This window comes from Aeromicrobium sp. (assembly GCF_049587115.1).
Taxonomy (GTDB): Bacteria; Actinomycetota; Actinomycetes; order Propionibacteriales; family Nocardioidaceae; genus Aeromicrobium.
Map to the genome: position 1 here is coordinate 1 of NZ_JBAVDI010000108.1, position 16,200 is coordinate 16,200.

The window sequence follows — 16,200 nt, forward strand, 5'->3', positions numbered from 1 at the left end:
GCTCGAAGGCGCGCTCCGGAGTCAACGTCTCGATCGAGTCGTCCTTGCGCAGCGTCGCGTTGTACTCACCATCGGTGACATAGGTGCCGAACCGGCCATCCTTGGCCACGACAGGGCTGCCACTGACCGGGTCCTCGCCGAGCTCCTTGAGCGGAGCTGCGGCGGCCCGTCGGCCGTACGTCTTCGGCTGGGCGTAGATCGCCCGCACCTCATCCTCGGTGATCGTGAGGAGCTGATCCTCCCGCTCCAACGAACGCGAGTCCGTGCCCTTCTTGAGATAAGGACCGTAGCGGCCGTTCTGCGCAGTGACCTCGACGTCATCCTCGACGTACACGACCCGCGGCAGAGTCAGCAGCTGCACTGCCTGCTCGAGCGTGATGGTGTCGAGATCCATGTCCTTGAACAGACTCGCGGTACGCCCCCGGTCTGCCTTCTTCGCACCTTCCGGGAGTGCTTCCGTGACGTAGGGGCCGTAGCGGCCGCTCTTGGCAACGATCGCCAGACCCGTCTCGGGATGCGCTCCCAGCTCCTTCTCGACACCGGACGGTGAAGCAAGCAGCTCCTTCGCCTTGTCGAGGGTCAGCTCGTCAGGCGGGAGGTCGTCCGGCACATTGGCGCGGGTCGGCACCTTCTTGCCTTCGGCATCCTCGGTGAACGGCGCCCCCTCGACGTACGGGCCGTAACGGCCGACGCGCACGTCGATGTCCTCGCCCAACGGGAACGTCGCGAGTCCGCGCGCGTCGATCTCCGGAAGATTCTCCACCAGTCGCTTCAGCCCGGTGTTCCCCTCGCCCTCTCCGGTCCAGAAGTCGCTCAGGACCTTGAGCCGGTCCTCGCGGCCACCAGCCACCTCGTCGAGCACGTCCTCCAGCTCGGCGGTGAAGGAGTACTCGATGAGCCGGCCGAAATGCTGCTCGAGAAGCCGAATGACCGAGAAGGCGATCCACGCCGGCACCAGGGCCGTGCCCTTCTTGTAGACGTAACCGCGGTTCTGGATCGTGCCCACGATCGAGGCGTACGTGGAGGGTCGGCCGATCTCGCGGGTCTCCAGCTCGCTGATCAGGCTGGCCTCGGTGAAACGCGATGGCGGCTTGGTCTCGTGCGCGGCCTTGCCCAGCTCGGCGGCCGTCACCGACTGCCCCTCGCTCAGGTTGGGCAGCTTGGTCTGCTGGTCGTCGCCCTGGGTGTCGGCGTCATCGTGCGACTCGACGTACGCCTTGAGGAATCCGTAGAACGTGATGGTGCGGCCCGAGCTGGAGAACAGCACCTCTTCTCCGGTCGCTGCAGTGGCGCCGACGCGCACCGAAACCGAGTTGCCGCGGGCATCGCGCATCTGCGAGGCGATCGTTCGCTTCCAGATCAGTTCGTAGAGTCGAAGCTCGTCACCGGACAGGCCAGCCTGCTGCGGCGTCTTGAACCGCTCGCCGGCCGGGCGGATCGCCTCGTGGGCCTCCTGAGCATTCTTGACCTTGCTGGCATAGACCCGCGGAGAATCAGGCAGGTATTCCGCGCCGTACAGCTCCTTGACCTGGGCCCGGGCGCCGTTGAGCGCAGTCTGCGACAACGTCGTCGAGTCGGTACGCATGTAGGTGATGTGCCCACCCTCGTACAGCCGCTGCGCGACCTGCATCGTGCGGGCGGCGCCGAAACCGAACTTGCGCGAGGCCTCCTGCTGCATCGTCGTGGTTCGGAAGGGCGCATAGGGCTTGCGCGTGTACGGCTTCTCCTCGACTGACTTGACCGCGAACGGCTGGTTCGTGAGGGCGTCGGCGAGCGCGCCGGCCTTGGCCTCGTCGAGGTGCACCACCTTGTCAGAGGTCAGCGCGCCGGTGTTGTCGAAGTTGGTGCCGGATGCGACTCGTTTGCCGTCGACGCTCGACAGCTTGGCCGGGAACTGGCGCGGGTCAAAGCCCTCGCCGGCGTCGAAGGTCGCCTCGAGGTCCCAGTAGGAGGCGACCCGGAACAGCATCCGCTCGCGCTCGCGCTCGACGACCAGCCGGGTCGCCACTGACTGCACGCGGCCCGCGGACAGACCACTCATGACCTTCTTCCACAGGACAGGGCTGACCTCGTAGCCGTAGAGGCGATCGAGGATCCGCCGAGTCTCCTGCGCGTCGACCAGATCCATGTCGACGTCTCGGGGATGCGCGATGGCGTACTGGATCGCGTCCTTGGTGATCTCGTTGAAGACGATCCGTTTGACCGGCACCTTGGGCTTCAGCTCGTCGAGGAGATGCCACGCGATGGCCTCACCCTCACGGTCCTCATCTGTCGCCAGCACGAGCTCGTCGGCGTCCTTCAGGAGCTTCTTCAGCTTGGTCATCTGCGACTTCTTGTCGGCCGAGACGACGTAGATCGGCTCGAACTCGCTGTCGACGTTGACCCCGAGACGACCCCAGGTCTCACCCTTGAAGGCGGCTGGCACCTCATCGGCACCGCGCGGAAGATCGCGAATGTGTCCGACCGAGGAGTCCACGACATAGCCGTCCCCGAGATAGCCCGCGATGCTGCGGACCTTGTTGGGTGACTCGACGATGACGAGACTGGTCAAAGAAACTCCTGTGTCGGTGGGACGTGGCATACGCTAACGCGTGCTGTCAAGGGATCACGCACCGCCACGGAGGGCGCACCCACCGCTGCTCGTGCCGGGGGTCAACGAAATCGACCGAGCAGCGAGCCGACGCCGCCCAGACTCCTGGCTGCGAACGCGAGGCCCTTGCCCCCAGGCAGCCCGAGACGGCGTCGGGTTCTCGGCACCTATCCTCGAGCGATCCGGATCGTTGTCGGCAGCCCAAGCAATGTCGCGCTCGACCGCTGGAGAATGAGCACCGCCGTGCGCGCCGACGAGGCCTAGGTCAAGAAGCCGTCCGCAACCAGAGCGCGCACCGACGCCGCGTAAGTACCGCGCAGCTCCGCCGAATCGCGGTCGAGCAGCGAGGCCAGGGCGTCGAGAATCTGACCAGCGGTGAGATCCCCATCGCTCGCGCTGACCAGACCAGCCTCGACGGTGTCGACCTGCCGGGCGCGTCGCACGCCCTGCTGCAGGCGGAAGACGATCGACTCCGGGTGCTCGGCGCCAGCAGGTCCGCGCGTCTCCTCCACGACATCAGGCGCGTGCCGGAATGCCGTTCGCAGCACAGCGTCGTCGTCCAGACCACGCAGCAGCTCGGTCCCTCGTCCCCACGTGGCGACCGACGGGCCTATCGGCGGCGCGAGCTCGCCGGCCCACTCCTCGACCCTGAGGACCGGGGCCATGGAGGTCTTGCGAAGACTCAGCCAGCCGAAGCCGATGGCCTCAATCCGCTCGGCAACGAACCAGTCGAGCCAGGCGTCGTAACGCTGGATGTAATCAGGTGCCGCTGCCAGGCCCGCGTCCGTCAACCACATCTCGACGTACTCGGACGGATCGACCAGCTCACGTTGCAGGATCCACGCGTCCACGGGCTGCCCCTCGAGCCACTCCCCCATGCCATCGCGCCAGTCGGCTTCCTCGCGGTGCGCCCAGTTGGCCAGGATCTGACACCACCCACCGTCATTCAGGTGGGTCGCGGCGTTCTCGACCAGGTGTCGGACGACGCTGTCCCCGGGCATGCCGGAGTCACGGTAGACGAGCACCTCGGACCCCGGAGGCGAGATGACGAAGGGTGGATTGGTCGCGATGACGTCGAACGTCTCACCCGCGACGGGGTCGAAGAGGCTGCCGTCGCGCACATCGATGTCGAGCCCGTTGAGGGCTGCCGTCAGCCTGGCCATCGCGAGCGCGCGCGGGTTGACGTCGGTCGCCACGACCTGCTCGGCGTGCTGCGCGAGGTGGAGCGCCTGCACACCGCAGCCCGTACCGAGGTCGAGGGCACGGCCAGCGGGCTCTCGGATCGTCAGCTGGGCCAGCGACGACGAGGCCTCACTGATCCCGAGCACGTACTCGGGGTCCATCGGAGCAGCTGCACCATCGAGTCCCGGGGTGGGATCGCACACGATCCACCAGTCGTGGGTCTCATCGCCGTACGGCCGCACGTCCACCAGCGCCCGGACCTCGCCGCCGGAGGCGTGCAACATCCCGGCCGCGATCAAGGGCTCGACCAACCCGGGAAGGGCGGCATCTGCGCGCCCGCGATCCACGCCGATCTGCAGGGCGAACAACCGCACCAAGGTCGCGAGCTCTCCACCTCCGCGGGTGGCCCGCCTGGCCGGCACGGTCTGATTACGGGCGAGGGCGCGATGCGCGTCCTCGCCTAGCAGCGCGAAAACCGCGTCGACCGTGAACTCGGCGCGCGTCAGCGCCTCGCGGAGTGCCTGGACGTGCGAAGCCTCGATCACGTCCCCCACCCTGTCAGAGGTGCCTGGACGCGCGAACGGCGCAGACCCGAAAGTCTGCGCCGTTCGTCCGTACCTCCGACTAGGCGACGTGGACGGTCTCCTCGACCGGTCCGGCCTCCAGCGCGATCGGGCGACGCTTGGACACGTAGACCGCGACCGCGATGATCAGCGCGGCGCCGACAGCGATCGAGTAACGGATCCAGTCATTGGCGTCACTGCCGTAGCTGTACTTGACGACCAACGGGACGACCAGCAACGCAACCAGGTTCATGACCTTGAGCAGCGGGTTGATCGCCGGTCCGGCGGTGTCCTTGAACGGGTCTCCTACGGTGTCACCGATGATCGTCGCCTCGTGGGCCGGCGATCCCTTGCCACCATGGTTGCCGTCCTCGACAAGCTTCTTCGCGTTGTCCCACGCGCCACCGGAGTTGGCGAGGAACACCGCCATCAGGGTGCCCGTGGCGATCGCACCGGCGAGGTACGCGCCGAGCGGTCCGACACCGAGGCCGAAGCCCACGGCGATCGGGGCGAAGATCGCCAGGATGCCCGGCGTCGCCAGCTCACGCAGCGAATCGCGGGTGCAGATGTCGACGACCTTGCCGTACTCGGGGCGACCCGTGCCCTCCATGATGCCCGGGATCTCCCTGAACTGGCGGCGAACCTCGTAGACCACGGCGCCCGCAGCGCGGCCGACGGCGTTGATTGCCAGGCCCGCGAACAGGAAGACCACGGCGGCACCGATCAGCAGGCCGACCAGGTTCGCCGGATCGGCGATGTTCAGCACGCCGGTCAGGGCCTGCTGATCGCTGATCGACAAGGTGTCGGCGAAGGCACTCTTGGCTGCATCACCCTCCAGGCCCTGGAACACCAGGACCAGCTGGTTCTTGATGTTGTCCGTGAACGCACCGAACAGCGCAGTCGCGGCCAGAACAGCCGTGGCGATCGCGATGCCCTTGGTGATTGCCTTGGTCGTGTTGCCGACGGCATCCAGCTCGGTGAGGATCTGGGCACCCTCCTCGTCGACGTCGCCGGACATCTCAGCGATGCCCTGGGCGTTGTCGCTGACCGGGCCGAAGGTGTCCATCGCGACGATGACTCCCACGGTCGTGAGCAGGCCACAGCCAGCCAGCGCGACCGCGAAGAGCGACACGATGATCGAGCCGCTGCCGAGCAGGAACGCACCGAAGACCGCCGCACCGATCACCAGCGCGGTGTAGACCGCCGACTCGAAGCCGACCGACAGTCCCGACAGGATCACGGTGGCGGCGCCGGTCAGCGACGTCTTGCCGACATCCTTGACCGGGCGGGTCTCCGTCCCGGTGAAGTAACCCGTCAGCGCAAGGATCAGGGCGGCGAGGACGATACCGATCAGGACCGCGACGATCGCGATCGTCCGGGGCGAGCCGTCGAGGTTCGCCGTCGGATCGCCGAACAGCTGGGCAGTAAGCCCGGTCGGCTTGGGGATGTTGAGATCGTCGAACGATGTCGGCAGGAACTGCCAGGCCAGAATCGTCGAGGCGACCGCCGAGATGGCTGCGGAGAGGTAGAACGACCGGTTGATCGTGGTCAGTCCCTTCTCACCGACCCGCGGACGGGTGAGGTAGACACCGATAATCGCGGTCAGCGCACCGATCGCCGGGATGATGAGCGGGAACACGAGCCCCTTCTCACCGAAGGCAACCGAGCCCAGGATCAGGGCCGCGACGAGAGTCACGGCATAGGACTCGAACAGGTCGGCCGCCATGCCGGCGCAGTCGCCGACGTTGTCACCGACGTTGTCGGCGATCGTCGCAGCGTTGCGTGGATCGTCCTCGGGGATGTTCTGCTCGACCTTGCCCACCAGATCGGCGCCGACGTCGGCAGCCTTGGTGAAGATTCCTCCGCCGACTCGCATGAACATCGCGAGCAGCGCCGCGCCGAAGCCGAAGCCCTCGAGCACGTCAGGGGCGTCGCCCTGATAGATCAGGACGACGGCGGACGCGCCGACCAGCCCGAGACCGACGGTCAGCATGCCAACGGTTCCACCGGTGCGGAACGCGATGCGCATGGCCTTCTCGCGGCCCTCGTTCTGCGCGGCGGCTGCGACCCGGATGTTGGCGCGCGTCGCGAGCCACATGCCGAGGTAGCCGATCAGCGCGGAGAAACCGGCACCCAGCAGGAAGAACAGCGACCTGCCGATCCGGATCTCGGCGTTGCCGGGCAGCAGGAACAGGAGTCCGAAGGCCAGCACTGCGAAGACGGCCAGGGTCTTGAACATGCGGCCGAGGTACGCCGCGGCGCCCTCCTGGACCGCGAGTCCGATCTCCTGCATCTTCTCGGTGCCTTCGGAGGCCTTGAGTACTTCGGCGCGGAAAACCGCGGCCATGATCAGCGCAACGACACCGATACCCGCGACGATCGACACGATGATCGTGTTGTCGGTCGAGAGATCGAGGTCACTGGCTGCCGCAACGAAAGTCGCGTTCGCCATGAAAAATCCTCCATGAGATGGGGCAGGACATACCGCGGGTAGCCAACCAACCCGCCGTGACGGAGGTTACATGCAGGACGGCATGAGACGACTGAGGGGTACGTGTCCCAGGTCTCACACGGCGCTGTGGCGTGCCTGTTCGATCGTGGTGTGCAGTCCGAAGACCTTGTCCAGCCCCGTGATCTCGAAGATCTTCAGGATCCGCTCCTGCGTGCACACGATGTCGAGCGACCCACCGTCGGCGCGCACCCGCTTGAGTGCGCCGACCAGGACGCCCAGCCCCGTGGAGTCGAGGAAGTCGACCTTGCGGACGTCGATGACCAGACGGGTGTGGCCGGCGTCGATCGAGGCGGCGATCGCTTCGCGCAGCTTGGGCGCGGTGTAGACGTCGATCTCTCCGCCGACCTCGATGATCTGGAAATCATCCTCGGTGTGCGACGTCAGCGTCAGCTCCATGCTCACTCCCTCTCTCTCGCCAGCATTCAATCACGATCACCGTTCGGCCGCCGGTGAGCAGGTCCGGAACCTGGCGTCTGGGAGAATCAGATCGTGGACCCCGCCGATCTCGTGCTGCGCTACGGCGAACGGGTGACCCACGTCGAGCAGGTGGCGGAGCGGGTCGCGGTGGTCGAGCCATGGCCATCGTGGGTCGATCCCGTCGTGCGTCAGCTGTACGAGGCCGAGGGCATCTCGGCGCTGTGGGGACACCAGGCCGAGGCGCTGCATCACATCCACGCCGGCCGGCACGTCGTGATCTCGACCGGGACCGCTTCGGGCAAGTCGTTGACCTTCCAGGTCCCGGCGCTGAACGGACTTGCGCAAGGACGAGCCGGTAGTGCCCTGCGAGGCAACCGACTTCCCACTGTTCTCTATCTGGCGCCGACCAAGGCCTTGGCCGGCGACCAGTTGCGGCGTCTCGCCGGCGCCCAGACCTTCGCCAGGCCCGCCACGGTCGATGGGGACAATTCCCGTGAGGAGCGGGTGTGGGCTCGCGATCACGCCAACTACCTGCTGACGAATCCCGACACGCTGCACCACTCCATTCTCCCTGGCCACGCCCGGTGGGCGAGGGTCCTCGGCGGGCTGAGCCATGTCGTCGTCGACGAGTGCCACCACTACCGCGGGGTCTTCGGCGCGCACGTGGCCCACGTCCTGCGCCGGCTGCGCCGGATCTGCGCACACTACGGCGCCGACCCGGTCTTCGTCCTGTCCTCGGCCACGGTCGCGCAGCCCGAGGTGTTCGCGACCCGCCTGACCGGCCTGGACGTCATGCCGATCACGGACGACGCTTCACCACACGCCCCTCGCACCATCGCACTGTGGGAGCCCCCGCTGTTGCCCGGACGTGATCCCCTGAGCGGAGCCGAGACCGAGGGAGTCGTGCGCCGGGCTGCCACCACCGAAGCCGGCGAGCTGCTGACTGATCTGGTGATCGGCAGGGTGCGCACGCTCGCATTCGTCCGCTCCCGCCGGGGCGCCGAAGCGGTTGCGGCGACCGCCCAGCGCCGGCTCGCCGAGGTCGATCCGGAGCTGGTCGCCCGGGTTGCGACCTACCGAGGTGGCTATCTGCCCGAGGAACGTCGCGCCCTGGAACATCGGTTGCGCAGCGGCGACCTGCTGGGCCTGGCCAGCACGAACGCTCTCGAGCTCGGGATCGACATCGCCGGCCTCGACGCCGTCATCAGCGTCGGCTTCCCCGGGACCCGAGCCGCCTTGCAGCAACAGTTCGGTCGAGCCGGTCGTTCGGGCCGAAACTCGATCGGCATCCTGGTGGCGCGAGACGACCCGTTGGACACCTTCTTGGTGCATCACCCCGAGGCCCTGCTCGGTCCTCCGGTCGAGGCCTCGGTCTTCGACCCGGACAACCCCTACGTGCTGGGCCCACACCTGGCTGCGGCCGCCCAGGAGATACCGCTGACCGAGGCAGACTTTGCGCTGTTCGGGCCGCGCGCCGCTGAGGGCGTGCACGCCCTCGAGGCAGCAGGCTGGCTGCGAAAGCGGTCGACGGGGTGGTACTGGACCAAGCGGGAGCGGGCCAGCGATCTAGCCGACATCCGGTCCAGTGGCGGACCTCCAGTGCAGATCGTCGACGCCACGACCGGCCGACTGATCGGCACGGTCGATGCCAGCTCCGCAGACTCGACGGTTCACACCGGCGCTGTCTACGTGCATCAGGGGGACGTGCATCTGGTTGACGACTACGACGTCGAGCGCGGGGTCGCCGTGGTGCACCGAGACGATCCGGACTACTCAACGATGGCCAGGTCCGTCACCGAGATCACCGTCACCGAGATCGATCGCACAGTCGGGTGGGGCGAGGCGACGATGTCCTTCGGCGCGGTTGACGTCATCAGCCAGGTCGTCTCCTACATGAGGCGGAGCACGACCGGCGGCGGTGTGCTCGGCGAGGAGCTGCTCGATCTGCCCGCCCGCACACTCCAGACCAAGGCCGTGTGGTGGACCTTGAGTCCCGCGGCCGTCGAGGGTGCGCTCGCGGATGCCGACGTGCCGGGGGCTGCTCATGCCGCCGAGCACGCGGCCATCGGGCTGCTGCCGTTGCTGGCCACGTGCGACCGATGGGACATCGGCGGTGTCTCCACGGCGCTGCACGCCGACACCGGGACGCTGACCGTGTTCGTCTACGACGGCTATCCGGGTGGGGCCGGATTTGCCGAACGCGGGTACGAACTGGCGGGGCGCTGGCTACGCGTCACCCGCGCCGCCATCGCTGCCTGCGCGTGTGTGACTGGGTGCCCGTCGTGCGTGCAGTCGCCCAAGTGCGGCAACGGCAACGAGCCACTCGACAAGGGCGCCGCCGTCAGACTGCTCGACGCGCTGCTGGCTGACGCCCCCGTCGACGAGACCGCAGGCGCTGCTGCGCCCGAGTCTCACTCCGAGAGGTAGAAGGCCGGGGCTGCGCGGGCGTCCTGCTCGAACGACCACTCGAGACCCCACCACGTGCGGCTCGCCGCGCGTGCCGTGATCGTGGCGACGTCGTAGTCCATCCGGCACCGGGTGACGGTGGCGCCGTTCCGCTCGGCGATCCGCCGCGCCTGGTCACAGGCATCATCCCCGGCCACGCTCGCCTGGGTCGCCGCGAGCGCGGCCAGGTCCGCGGCAGCGGCCACTCGATGGCGGAGCCTCACGAGACCGGCCATCTCGGTTGCCACCACAACCACCAAGACCAGCGCCAGAGCCAAGATCGCGACGGACACCGTCGCGGCGCCACGATCATCGGTGCGCGTCATGGGGATTCAACGGCCGCAACGGACACGGACCGCATTCGGCGGGCACCGATCCCGGCGAAGAAGGGCAGCGGCATGCGCGACGAGGCCGTGACCGACACCTCCACGATGCCCGCGCTGGTATCCACGGTGACAGTGGCCCCATCAGGGGATTGGCGACGCGCGACTCGGGTGGCGGCGTCGGTCGACTCACCCCGGGCCAGCATGCGAGCGGCCTCGCGGGAGGCATCCGCGATACGGATCTGAGTCAGGCTCAGGGAGACGACCCACAGCAGCAGGAACGTCAAGGCCACGACGAATGGCGCAACCGTCGCGAGCTCAGCGGTCACCATCCCGCGCTCGCGCTTCACCGGATCCTCATGCCGAAACCCGGAAGGATGCTCTTCAGCGCGCCCCACCCGAAAGCCCGATTGAGGATGTCCTCGAATGACTCGAACCACGGGTTGTGGCTGTCGGGCAGCCCGATCCGGTAGAGAACTGCGGCGACCACGACTGCACCGAGAGTGCCGACGGTGTATTCCGCGGTCGCCATCCCGCTGTCATCGCGATGAGACATCAAAACTCCTTCCAGGAGGAGTCCGGGGCGACTCGCCGGCCGCCCCGGACCGGAGGGTCAGAACGGGAGGATGTCGGGGATCTTGTTGAGCACGTCCTCGACGAGCTTGCCGAACCACGGCGACTGCCCGACCTTGACCAGGACACCACCGATCGTGCAGGCGCCGAGGGTGCCCACGGTGTACTCGGCGGTCGTCATGCCTTGCTCGGCGTGCGGCTGGATGTGCTTCATGCTGCGTCCTTTCGATGGGTGAATGTGTCATCCAGAAGATGTGTTTCGCGGGCTTCGATCTGCGTGGCGGCTGACCGACTGGGGACAACAGATCCGGTCACGCAGGCTGTGGATCACAGGTTGAACGAGCCGAACGTCGCGATGATGGTCGGCACGATCCCGACGAGGAAGAAGGCGGGCAGGAAGCACACGCCCAACGGAGCCGCAGTGCGGACGGCCACCTTGCCGCTCTGCTGGCGTCGGTGTGCGCGTTGCTCGCGGCGCAAGTCGTCGGCCACCCCCGCCACGATGTCGGCGACCGGCATTCCGGATGTTTCGGCACGCCGGAAAGCGCGCGCCACCGGGGCCAGGGATGCGTCGCGGCCCAGCCCGCGCCAGACCGCGTCCGGATCGGATGCGACTGCCAGCCGGCCGGCGACCAAGCCGAGATCGGAGCCGAGTGGATCAGCCGTGGCCTCGGCTGAGAGCGCGAAGGCCCGCACGGGTGGGCAGCCGACCGTCAGTGTCGCGACCATCAGGTCCAGAGCGGCGGGGAGCTGCGCTCCGACGCGCGCAGCGCGACGTCGCGACGCGCTCGACTCCAACCGACCCACTCCTCTGTAGACGAGCGGTGCCAGTGCGAGGCCCAGGATCGTACCCATCGGACTGCCCAGGACCATGGCCACCGCGAGGGGCGAGATCAGGGCGGACAGCAGCGCGGCATTCGGCCTGCGGGGCTCGGACTGCTGCCCGAACATCGCCCGTCGTCGTGGGCGCGAGCTGGCCGGGACACCGCACCAGACCGCGAGTGCGGCCAAAATTCCCGCCGTCACGGGCGCTGCTCCCCGACGGCCGCGATCCGCTCGACCCACGCGACCCCCCAGCACGCGAGAGCGCACCCCGCCGAGAGGCAGAGCACGCCCGGCAGTGTTCCGGTGAGCACCGCGAGCGGATCGCCGCCCATGCCGGAGCCCAGCGCGAGACCGAACACCGGGAGGACCGCCATGAGTCGGCCCGTGGCCCGTGCCGGAGCAAGTCCGGACTCAACCTCCCACGCAATCTCCTGATCTCCGCGCGCAGTCTCCTCCAGTCGCTCCAGGACCTGGGCCAACGGCGCACCTGCTCGATCCGCGACCTGCCAGGCGCCGGCAAGCTCGTCGAGCAGCTCGGCCCCGGGCTCGGTGGCCGAGGCGCGCAGTGCGACGGGCACATCCCCCCCGAGACGTGCTGCGCGCGATGCTGGCGCCAGAAAGTCGAAGTCGGCGGCGAGCCCGATCAGAACGCGCTGTGGGAGCATCCCCGAGCGCAGCTCGGCCACCATCACCCCGACTGCTTCGGCCACCTCGCAGCGCCGGGCTCGGACAGCCTTCCTGCGACGTTCAGCCCGCCACAGCCGAGTTGTGAAGGTCGCCACACCGACTGCCGTCAGCAGCAGCACCAGACGGGTGCCCGTGATGCCAACTGCAGCGGCTCCGACCACGCAGGCAATCGCAACGAAGCGCATCGGGGCAGAGATCCGCCGCAAGCGGTACCCGAGCCCGAGACGCTGCCGCGCAAGCCAGCGGTCCGGTGGCCGCCGGAGCAGGACCGCGACAGCGGCGAGGATCGCCGCGATCACGATCACCTGAGCATCGCCTCAAGACGCCCGCGACCGACCCCCGGTTCCGATCCCGTTGGGCCCAACGTCACGGCCGGGACACAGGCCACCGTGCCGTCGCGATTGCGGTCGAGCACCGCAATCTGCTCGATCCGGCGCACCCCATCCGTGCCGCGTGCCACGTGGATCACCAGATCAAGGCTCGCCGCGAGCTGACTGTGCACTGCGTCGCGGGGCAGCCCCGCTGCCACCCCGAGCGCCTCGAATCGGGCTGGCACGTCGAGGGGTGAGTTGGCGTGCAAAGTGCCGCATCCACCCTCGTGGCCTGTGTTGAGAGCCGCCAGCAGGTCGACGACCTCGGCACCACGCACCTCTCCGACCACGAGGCGGTCTGGACGCATCCGCAGCGCCTGACGCACCAGGTCGCGGACCGTCACAAGTCCGGCACCCTCCACGTTCGCGGGCCTGGCTTCCAGCCCGACGACGTGCGGGTGGTCTGGTCTCAGCTCGGTGGCGTCCTCGACGATGACCAGTCGCTCGTTCGGATCCACCGCCGCGAGCAGGGCGGCCAGCAGAGTCGTCTTCCCCGAGCCCGTACCTCCCGTGATCACAAATGCCGCCCGCGCAGCGATGATCCGGTGGAGCAGGTGGGCAGAGTCGTCGGTGAGGGAGCCGGCCCTCCGCAGCTCGTCGAGGCTGAAGGCCCGGCGAGCCGGAACTCGCAGCGAGAGGAGGGTGCCCGGCCGCGCCAGCGGTGCCAGGACCGCGTGCAACCGGGTGCCGTCGCTGAGTCTGGCGTCGACCCACGGGCTCGCGTCGTCAAGGCGCCGCCCGCCCTGTGCGGCCAGTCGCTGGGCCAGGCGCCGCACAGCACCGTCGTCGGCGAACCGTATTTCTGCTCGCTCAAGGCCTCGACCGCGGTCGATGTACACCTCATTTGGCCCGTTCACCAGGACGTCGGTGACTCCCGGCATCGCGAGCAGCGGATCGAGCGGGCCAGCTCCCCGCGTCTCGCTACGAAGCTGGTCGACCAGGGCCAGCACGGCGCCGCTGCCCGCGACGTGCTGCTCGGCGCGCAGGGCGACTGCAACGCTGTGTGGGCTCGGCTCTGAGGTTTCGGCAGCCAGCCGTTGTCGGACCCGTTCGAGGATCGATAGGTCTGTCATGAGGATTCGAGACCCAAGGTGTCGAGCAGTGTCGTGGCCGTGCGCCGAGCCGCGCGCGAGCGTCCCGGCCCGAAACCACGGTCCACCGCCGAACGCATCCTGCGGTCCACGCGGTGCCGCGCCAGCACCGGGAGGCCGAGCACCTCGGAGACGGCAGCCGGTCCGATTCCGCCGTGCCTGGCGACGCTGATCACCGCGATCGACGAGGCGACTTGCTGCGCCCGACCCAGCACCTGGCGAGCTGCACTCAGCCCGCACATGTCCTCGGCCACCACGAGCACAGTGAGAACAGAGCGCCCGAGGATGTCGGAGCCGGTGGCGTCGAGATGTCGCGGCACGTCGGCAACGACCAGGTCGAAGCCGCGCACCGCCGCGGTGAGGACCGGTGCCACGGCCTGCGGCAGCACCGCCAGGTCTGCGGCATTCCACGACAGCGACGACACCCCGTCGTGCACCGGCAGGACATCGGCCAGCGAACCTGCACTCAGCCGGCCACGCGTCGCGTCGAAGTCGTGCCACCTGAGCCCGTCGGTCGCCTCGGCCCCGAGCAGGACCTCCAAGCGGCCGCCGAGCGGATCGGCATCGAACAGGAGTGTGCGGAGCCCCCTCCGGCGAGCCGCAAGGCCGGTCGAGACCGCAAGGGTCGATGCTCCCACGCCACCAGAACCGCCGACCATGCTGACCAGGCAGGCCTCGCCGCGACCATCCAAGGCTGTGGCAAGCGCTTCGAGGATGCGGCCCTCCTCCTGCGGTGCGCAGACCACCGAGACGCCCAGCGAGATGGCGTCGTGCCACCACCGTTCGACATCACGGACCACCAGCAGCACATGCTCGCGGCGTGGCAGATCTGCGGCCGCGAGCTGATGGGCAAGGTCCTCCCCCACGATCACGACCGGCGCCTGCCGCCATGAGCGCCGCGCTCCCGTCACGTCTGGTGCGACCTCCGCCACGACCCCCACCGCTGCACACCAGCGCAGCGAGTCGTCGAGCAAGGTTTCGTCCGAGGTCACGATCAAGGGGGTCTGAGGATCTGGCATGTCCCCGAGCGTGCTCTCCCGAGTGCCGTGGAAGAACGGCCGCTCGTCGAGGTGTGGACGGCCGAGCCTGAGACCGCTGGGTGTGGACCCGCCTATCCTGAGGACGTGAAACCCACGAGGTCGGCCGCATTCTTCGACCTGGACAAGACCATCATCGCGAGGTCCAGCACCCTCGCGTTCAGCCGACCGTTCTACCAGGGCGGACTGCTCAGCCGCCGAGCAGTGCTCCGCAGCGCCTACGCCAACTTCATGTTCGCGATCAACGGTGCCGACCACGACCAGCTCGAGAAGATGCGGACCTACATGACGCAGATGGTGACGGGGTGGGACGTCGAGGTCGTCCGCCAGTCAGTCGCCGAGACCCTGCACACGATCATCGACCCCCTGGTCTTCGAGGAGGCGGTCGACCTGATCGAACAGCACCAAGCGGCTGGGCGCGACGTCGTGATCGTGTCCGCCTCGGGGTCGGAGGTCGTCGGACCGATCGGCGAGATGCTGGGCGTCGATCACGTCATCGCCACGACCCTGGTTGCGCAGCGCGGCCGCTACACCGGCGAGGTCGACTTCTATGCGTACGGGCCGAACAAGGCGGTCGCGATGCGCCAGCTCGCCAGCGAGCGGGGCTACGACCTGGCCGCGTCGTACGCCTACTCCGACTCCGAGACCGACGCACCGATGCTCGAGGCGGTCGGCCACCCGTTCGCGGTCAACCCGGACAAGACCTTGCGCCGACTCGCCGAGGACAACGGTTGGCCGATCCTCACGTTCGCGCGCCCCGTCGCATTGCGCGGCCGTCTCGGCCTGCACACCAGGGCCGGCAAGGCCGCCGCGGTTGCCGTCGCGGCCAGCGCCGTCGGAGCCATCACGCTCGCACTGATCTCACGCCGCAAGCAGCGAGGCGCCTGATTGTGAATTCAGGCGCACAACATTACGAGCGAGTAGGTCTGTCGCCGAGCGGGCATCTGGCGTAGACAGGAATCAGAACTTCACAGCGGCACAGCACACCGGTACCCACGCGGCGATCACCCGTCTCAATGGGATAGTCGCTCGCCGGACTTCTCTCCACTCAGGGATTCATGAGGAGCCGCGACGACGCAGATCCAGCACGCCTGGTAGCCAGTGATGCTTGCCAGGCGGCGCCATTCCCCCGGGGATCGGCGCCGCCGCTCTGTGTCAACCAACCAGGGGCGAGGCCTCGGCACCACGCGTGAACGCCTGCGACGCGTACATCAACCATTGATGCACTCCCGCCGGTTGGCCTTTCGCGTACGCCGAGAGAGCTGCGCTGTAGGCCTCTGGCTCGGCCGCATGCCCGGCTTCTGGCACTGTGACCGACGCGGGATCGACGCCCTTGGCAACCAGGACCAGCCGCTCCGCCGCCCGAGCAATGACCCCGTTGTGCGTCGCGAAGGCGCCTGCCGAAGCGATCTCGGCGTGCACGAGTGCAGCGACGATCAAGCCCGGCGCCGCTGTCGGCGCTCGCACCATGGTGGCAAGGGCGGTCAGCCTTGAGACTCCTGCCGCGCCGACCGGTCGGCCGAGCTCGTCGTCTGCGACCGATCCGTGGGCAGCAAGAGCGTGAATTCGAGCAAGCGCTTGGAT

The 16,200-nt window shown here is 68.1% G+C and carries 14 protein-coding genes and 1 pseudogene; 2 read left to right on the forward strand and 13 right to left on the reverse strand.

Translation table 11 applies throughout. The annotated features are described in order from the left end of the window. The 4 genes from topA to WB461_RS09995 form a co-directional block, all read right to left on the reverse strand. Positions 1-2,581 (reverse strand): type I DNA topoisomerase (gene topA, locus WB461_RS09980; RefSeq protein ID WP_423852582.1); only part of this gene is annotated, 2,581 nt, incomplete at its 3' end. 269 nt (positions 2,582-2,850) lie between these two features. Further along, on the reverse strand, positions 2,851-4,317 hold the full coding sequence (locus tag WB461_RS09985) for a DUF7059 domain-containing protein (RefSeq protein WP_423852583.1): 1,467 nt from the start codon (positions 4,315-4,317) through the stop codon (positions 2,851-2,853). Positions 4,318-4,396: 79 nt separating this feature from the next. Further along, positions 4,397-6,787 carry a sodium-translocating pyrophosphatase gene (locus WB461_RS09990; RefSeq protein ID WP_423852584.1) on the reverse strand — a complete coding sequence of 797 codons (2,391 nt, stop codon included), beginning with the start codon at positions 6,785-6,787 and terminating at the stop codon, positions 4,397-4,399. Positions 6,788-6,901: 114 nt separating this feature from the next. Next, a complete protein-coding gene (locus WB461_RS09995) occupies positions 6,902-7,243 on the reverse strand; it encodes an STAS domain-containing protein (protein WP_423852585.1) in 342 nt (113 codons plus the stop codon). Positions 7,244-7,336: 93 nt separating this feature from the next. On the opposite strand from WB461_RS09995, the gene WB461_RS10000 reads away from it, so the two are divergent. Next, a complete protein-coding gene (locus WB461_RS10000) occupies positions 7,337-9,691 on the forward strand; it encodes a DEAD/DEAH box helicase (RefSeq protein ID WP_423852586.1) in 2,355 nt (784 codons plus the stop codon). Here the strand turns inward: WB461_RS10000 and WB461_RS10005 are convergent. From WB461_RS10005 to ssd, 8 genes are all read right to left on the reverse strand, one after another. Then, on the reverse strand, positions 9,676-10,035 hold the full coding sequence (locus WB461_RS10005) for an Rv3654c family TadE-like protein (RefSeq protein ID WP_423852587.1): 360 nt from the start codon (positions 10,033-10,035) through the stop codon (positions 9,676-9,678). The genes WB461_RS10000 and WB461_RS10005 overlap by 16 nt on opposite strands. Next, positions 10,032-10,382 carry a TadE family type IV pilus minor pilin gene (locus WB461_RS10010; protein WP_423852588.1) on the reverse strand — a complete coding sequence of 117 codons (351 nt, stop codon included), beginning with the start codon at positions 10,380-10,382 and terminating at the stop codon, positions 10,032-10,034. Before WB461_RS10010 ends, WB461_RS10005 begins: the two co-directional genes overlap by 4 nt. Continuing rightward, positions 10,379-10,588: a DUF4244 domain-containing protein gene (locus WB461_RS10015; RefSeq protein WP_423852589.1), complete on the reverse strand. Its 210-nt coding sequence runs from the start codon at positions 10,586-10,588 to the stop codon at positions 10,379-10,381. Before WB461_RS10015 ends, WB461_RS10010 begins: the two co-directional genes overlap by 4 nt. A gap of 57 nt (positions 10,589-10,645) precedes the next feature. Then, a complete protein-coding gene (locus WB461_RS10020; protein ID WP_423852590.1) occupies positions 10,646-10,819 on the reverse strand; it encodes a DUF4244 domain-containing protein in 174 nt (57 codons plus the stop codon). 113 nt (positions 10,820-10,932) lie between these two features. After that, complete coding sequence (locus WB461_RS10025) at positions 10,933-11,631, reverse strand: type II secretion system F family protein (protein WP_423852591.1); 699 nt, start codon at positions 11,629-11,631, stop codon at positions 10,933-10,935. After that, positions 11,628-12,422, reverse strand: a complete 795-nt coding sequence (locus WB461_RS10030) for a type II secretion system F family protein (protein ID WP_423852592.1) — start codon at positions 12,420-12,422, stop codon at positions 11,628-11,630. Before WB461_RS10030 ends, WB461_RS10025 begins: the two co-directional genes overlap by 4 nt. Beyond that, positions 12,419-13,561 (reverse strand): TadA family conjugal transfer-associated ATPase, encoded by a 1,143-nt coding sequence (locus tag WB461_RS10035; protein ID WP_423852593.1) that lies wholly within the window; start codon positions 13,559-13,561, stop codon positions 12,419-12,421. The genes WB461_RS10030 and WB461_RS10035 overlap by 4 nt, the downstream gene beginning before the upstream one ends. Next, positions 13,558-14,598, reverse strand: a complete 1,041-nt coding sequence (ssd, locus tag WB461_RS10040; protein ID WP_423852594.1) for a septum site-determining protein Ssd — start codon at positions 14,596-14,598, stop codon at positions 13,558-13,560. Before ssd ends, WB461_RS10035 begins: the two co-directional genes overlap by 4 nt. A 105-nt stretch (positions 14,599-14,703) precedes the next feature. On the opposite strand from ssd, the gene WB461_RS10045 reads away from it, so the two are divergent. Continuing rightward, entirely contained in the window at positions 14,704-15,504 is an 801-nt protein-coding gene (locus WB461_RS10045) for an HAD family hydrolase (RefSeq protein WP_423852595.1), read from the forward strand. Positions 15,505-15,771: 267 nt separating this feature from the next. On the opposite strand, the pseudogene WB461_RS10050 reads toward WB461_RS10045, so the two are convergent. Beyond that, a pseudogene (locus WB461_RS10050) lies at positions 15,772-16,200 on the reverse strand (oxidoreductase); the annotation flags it as partial.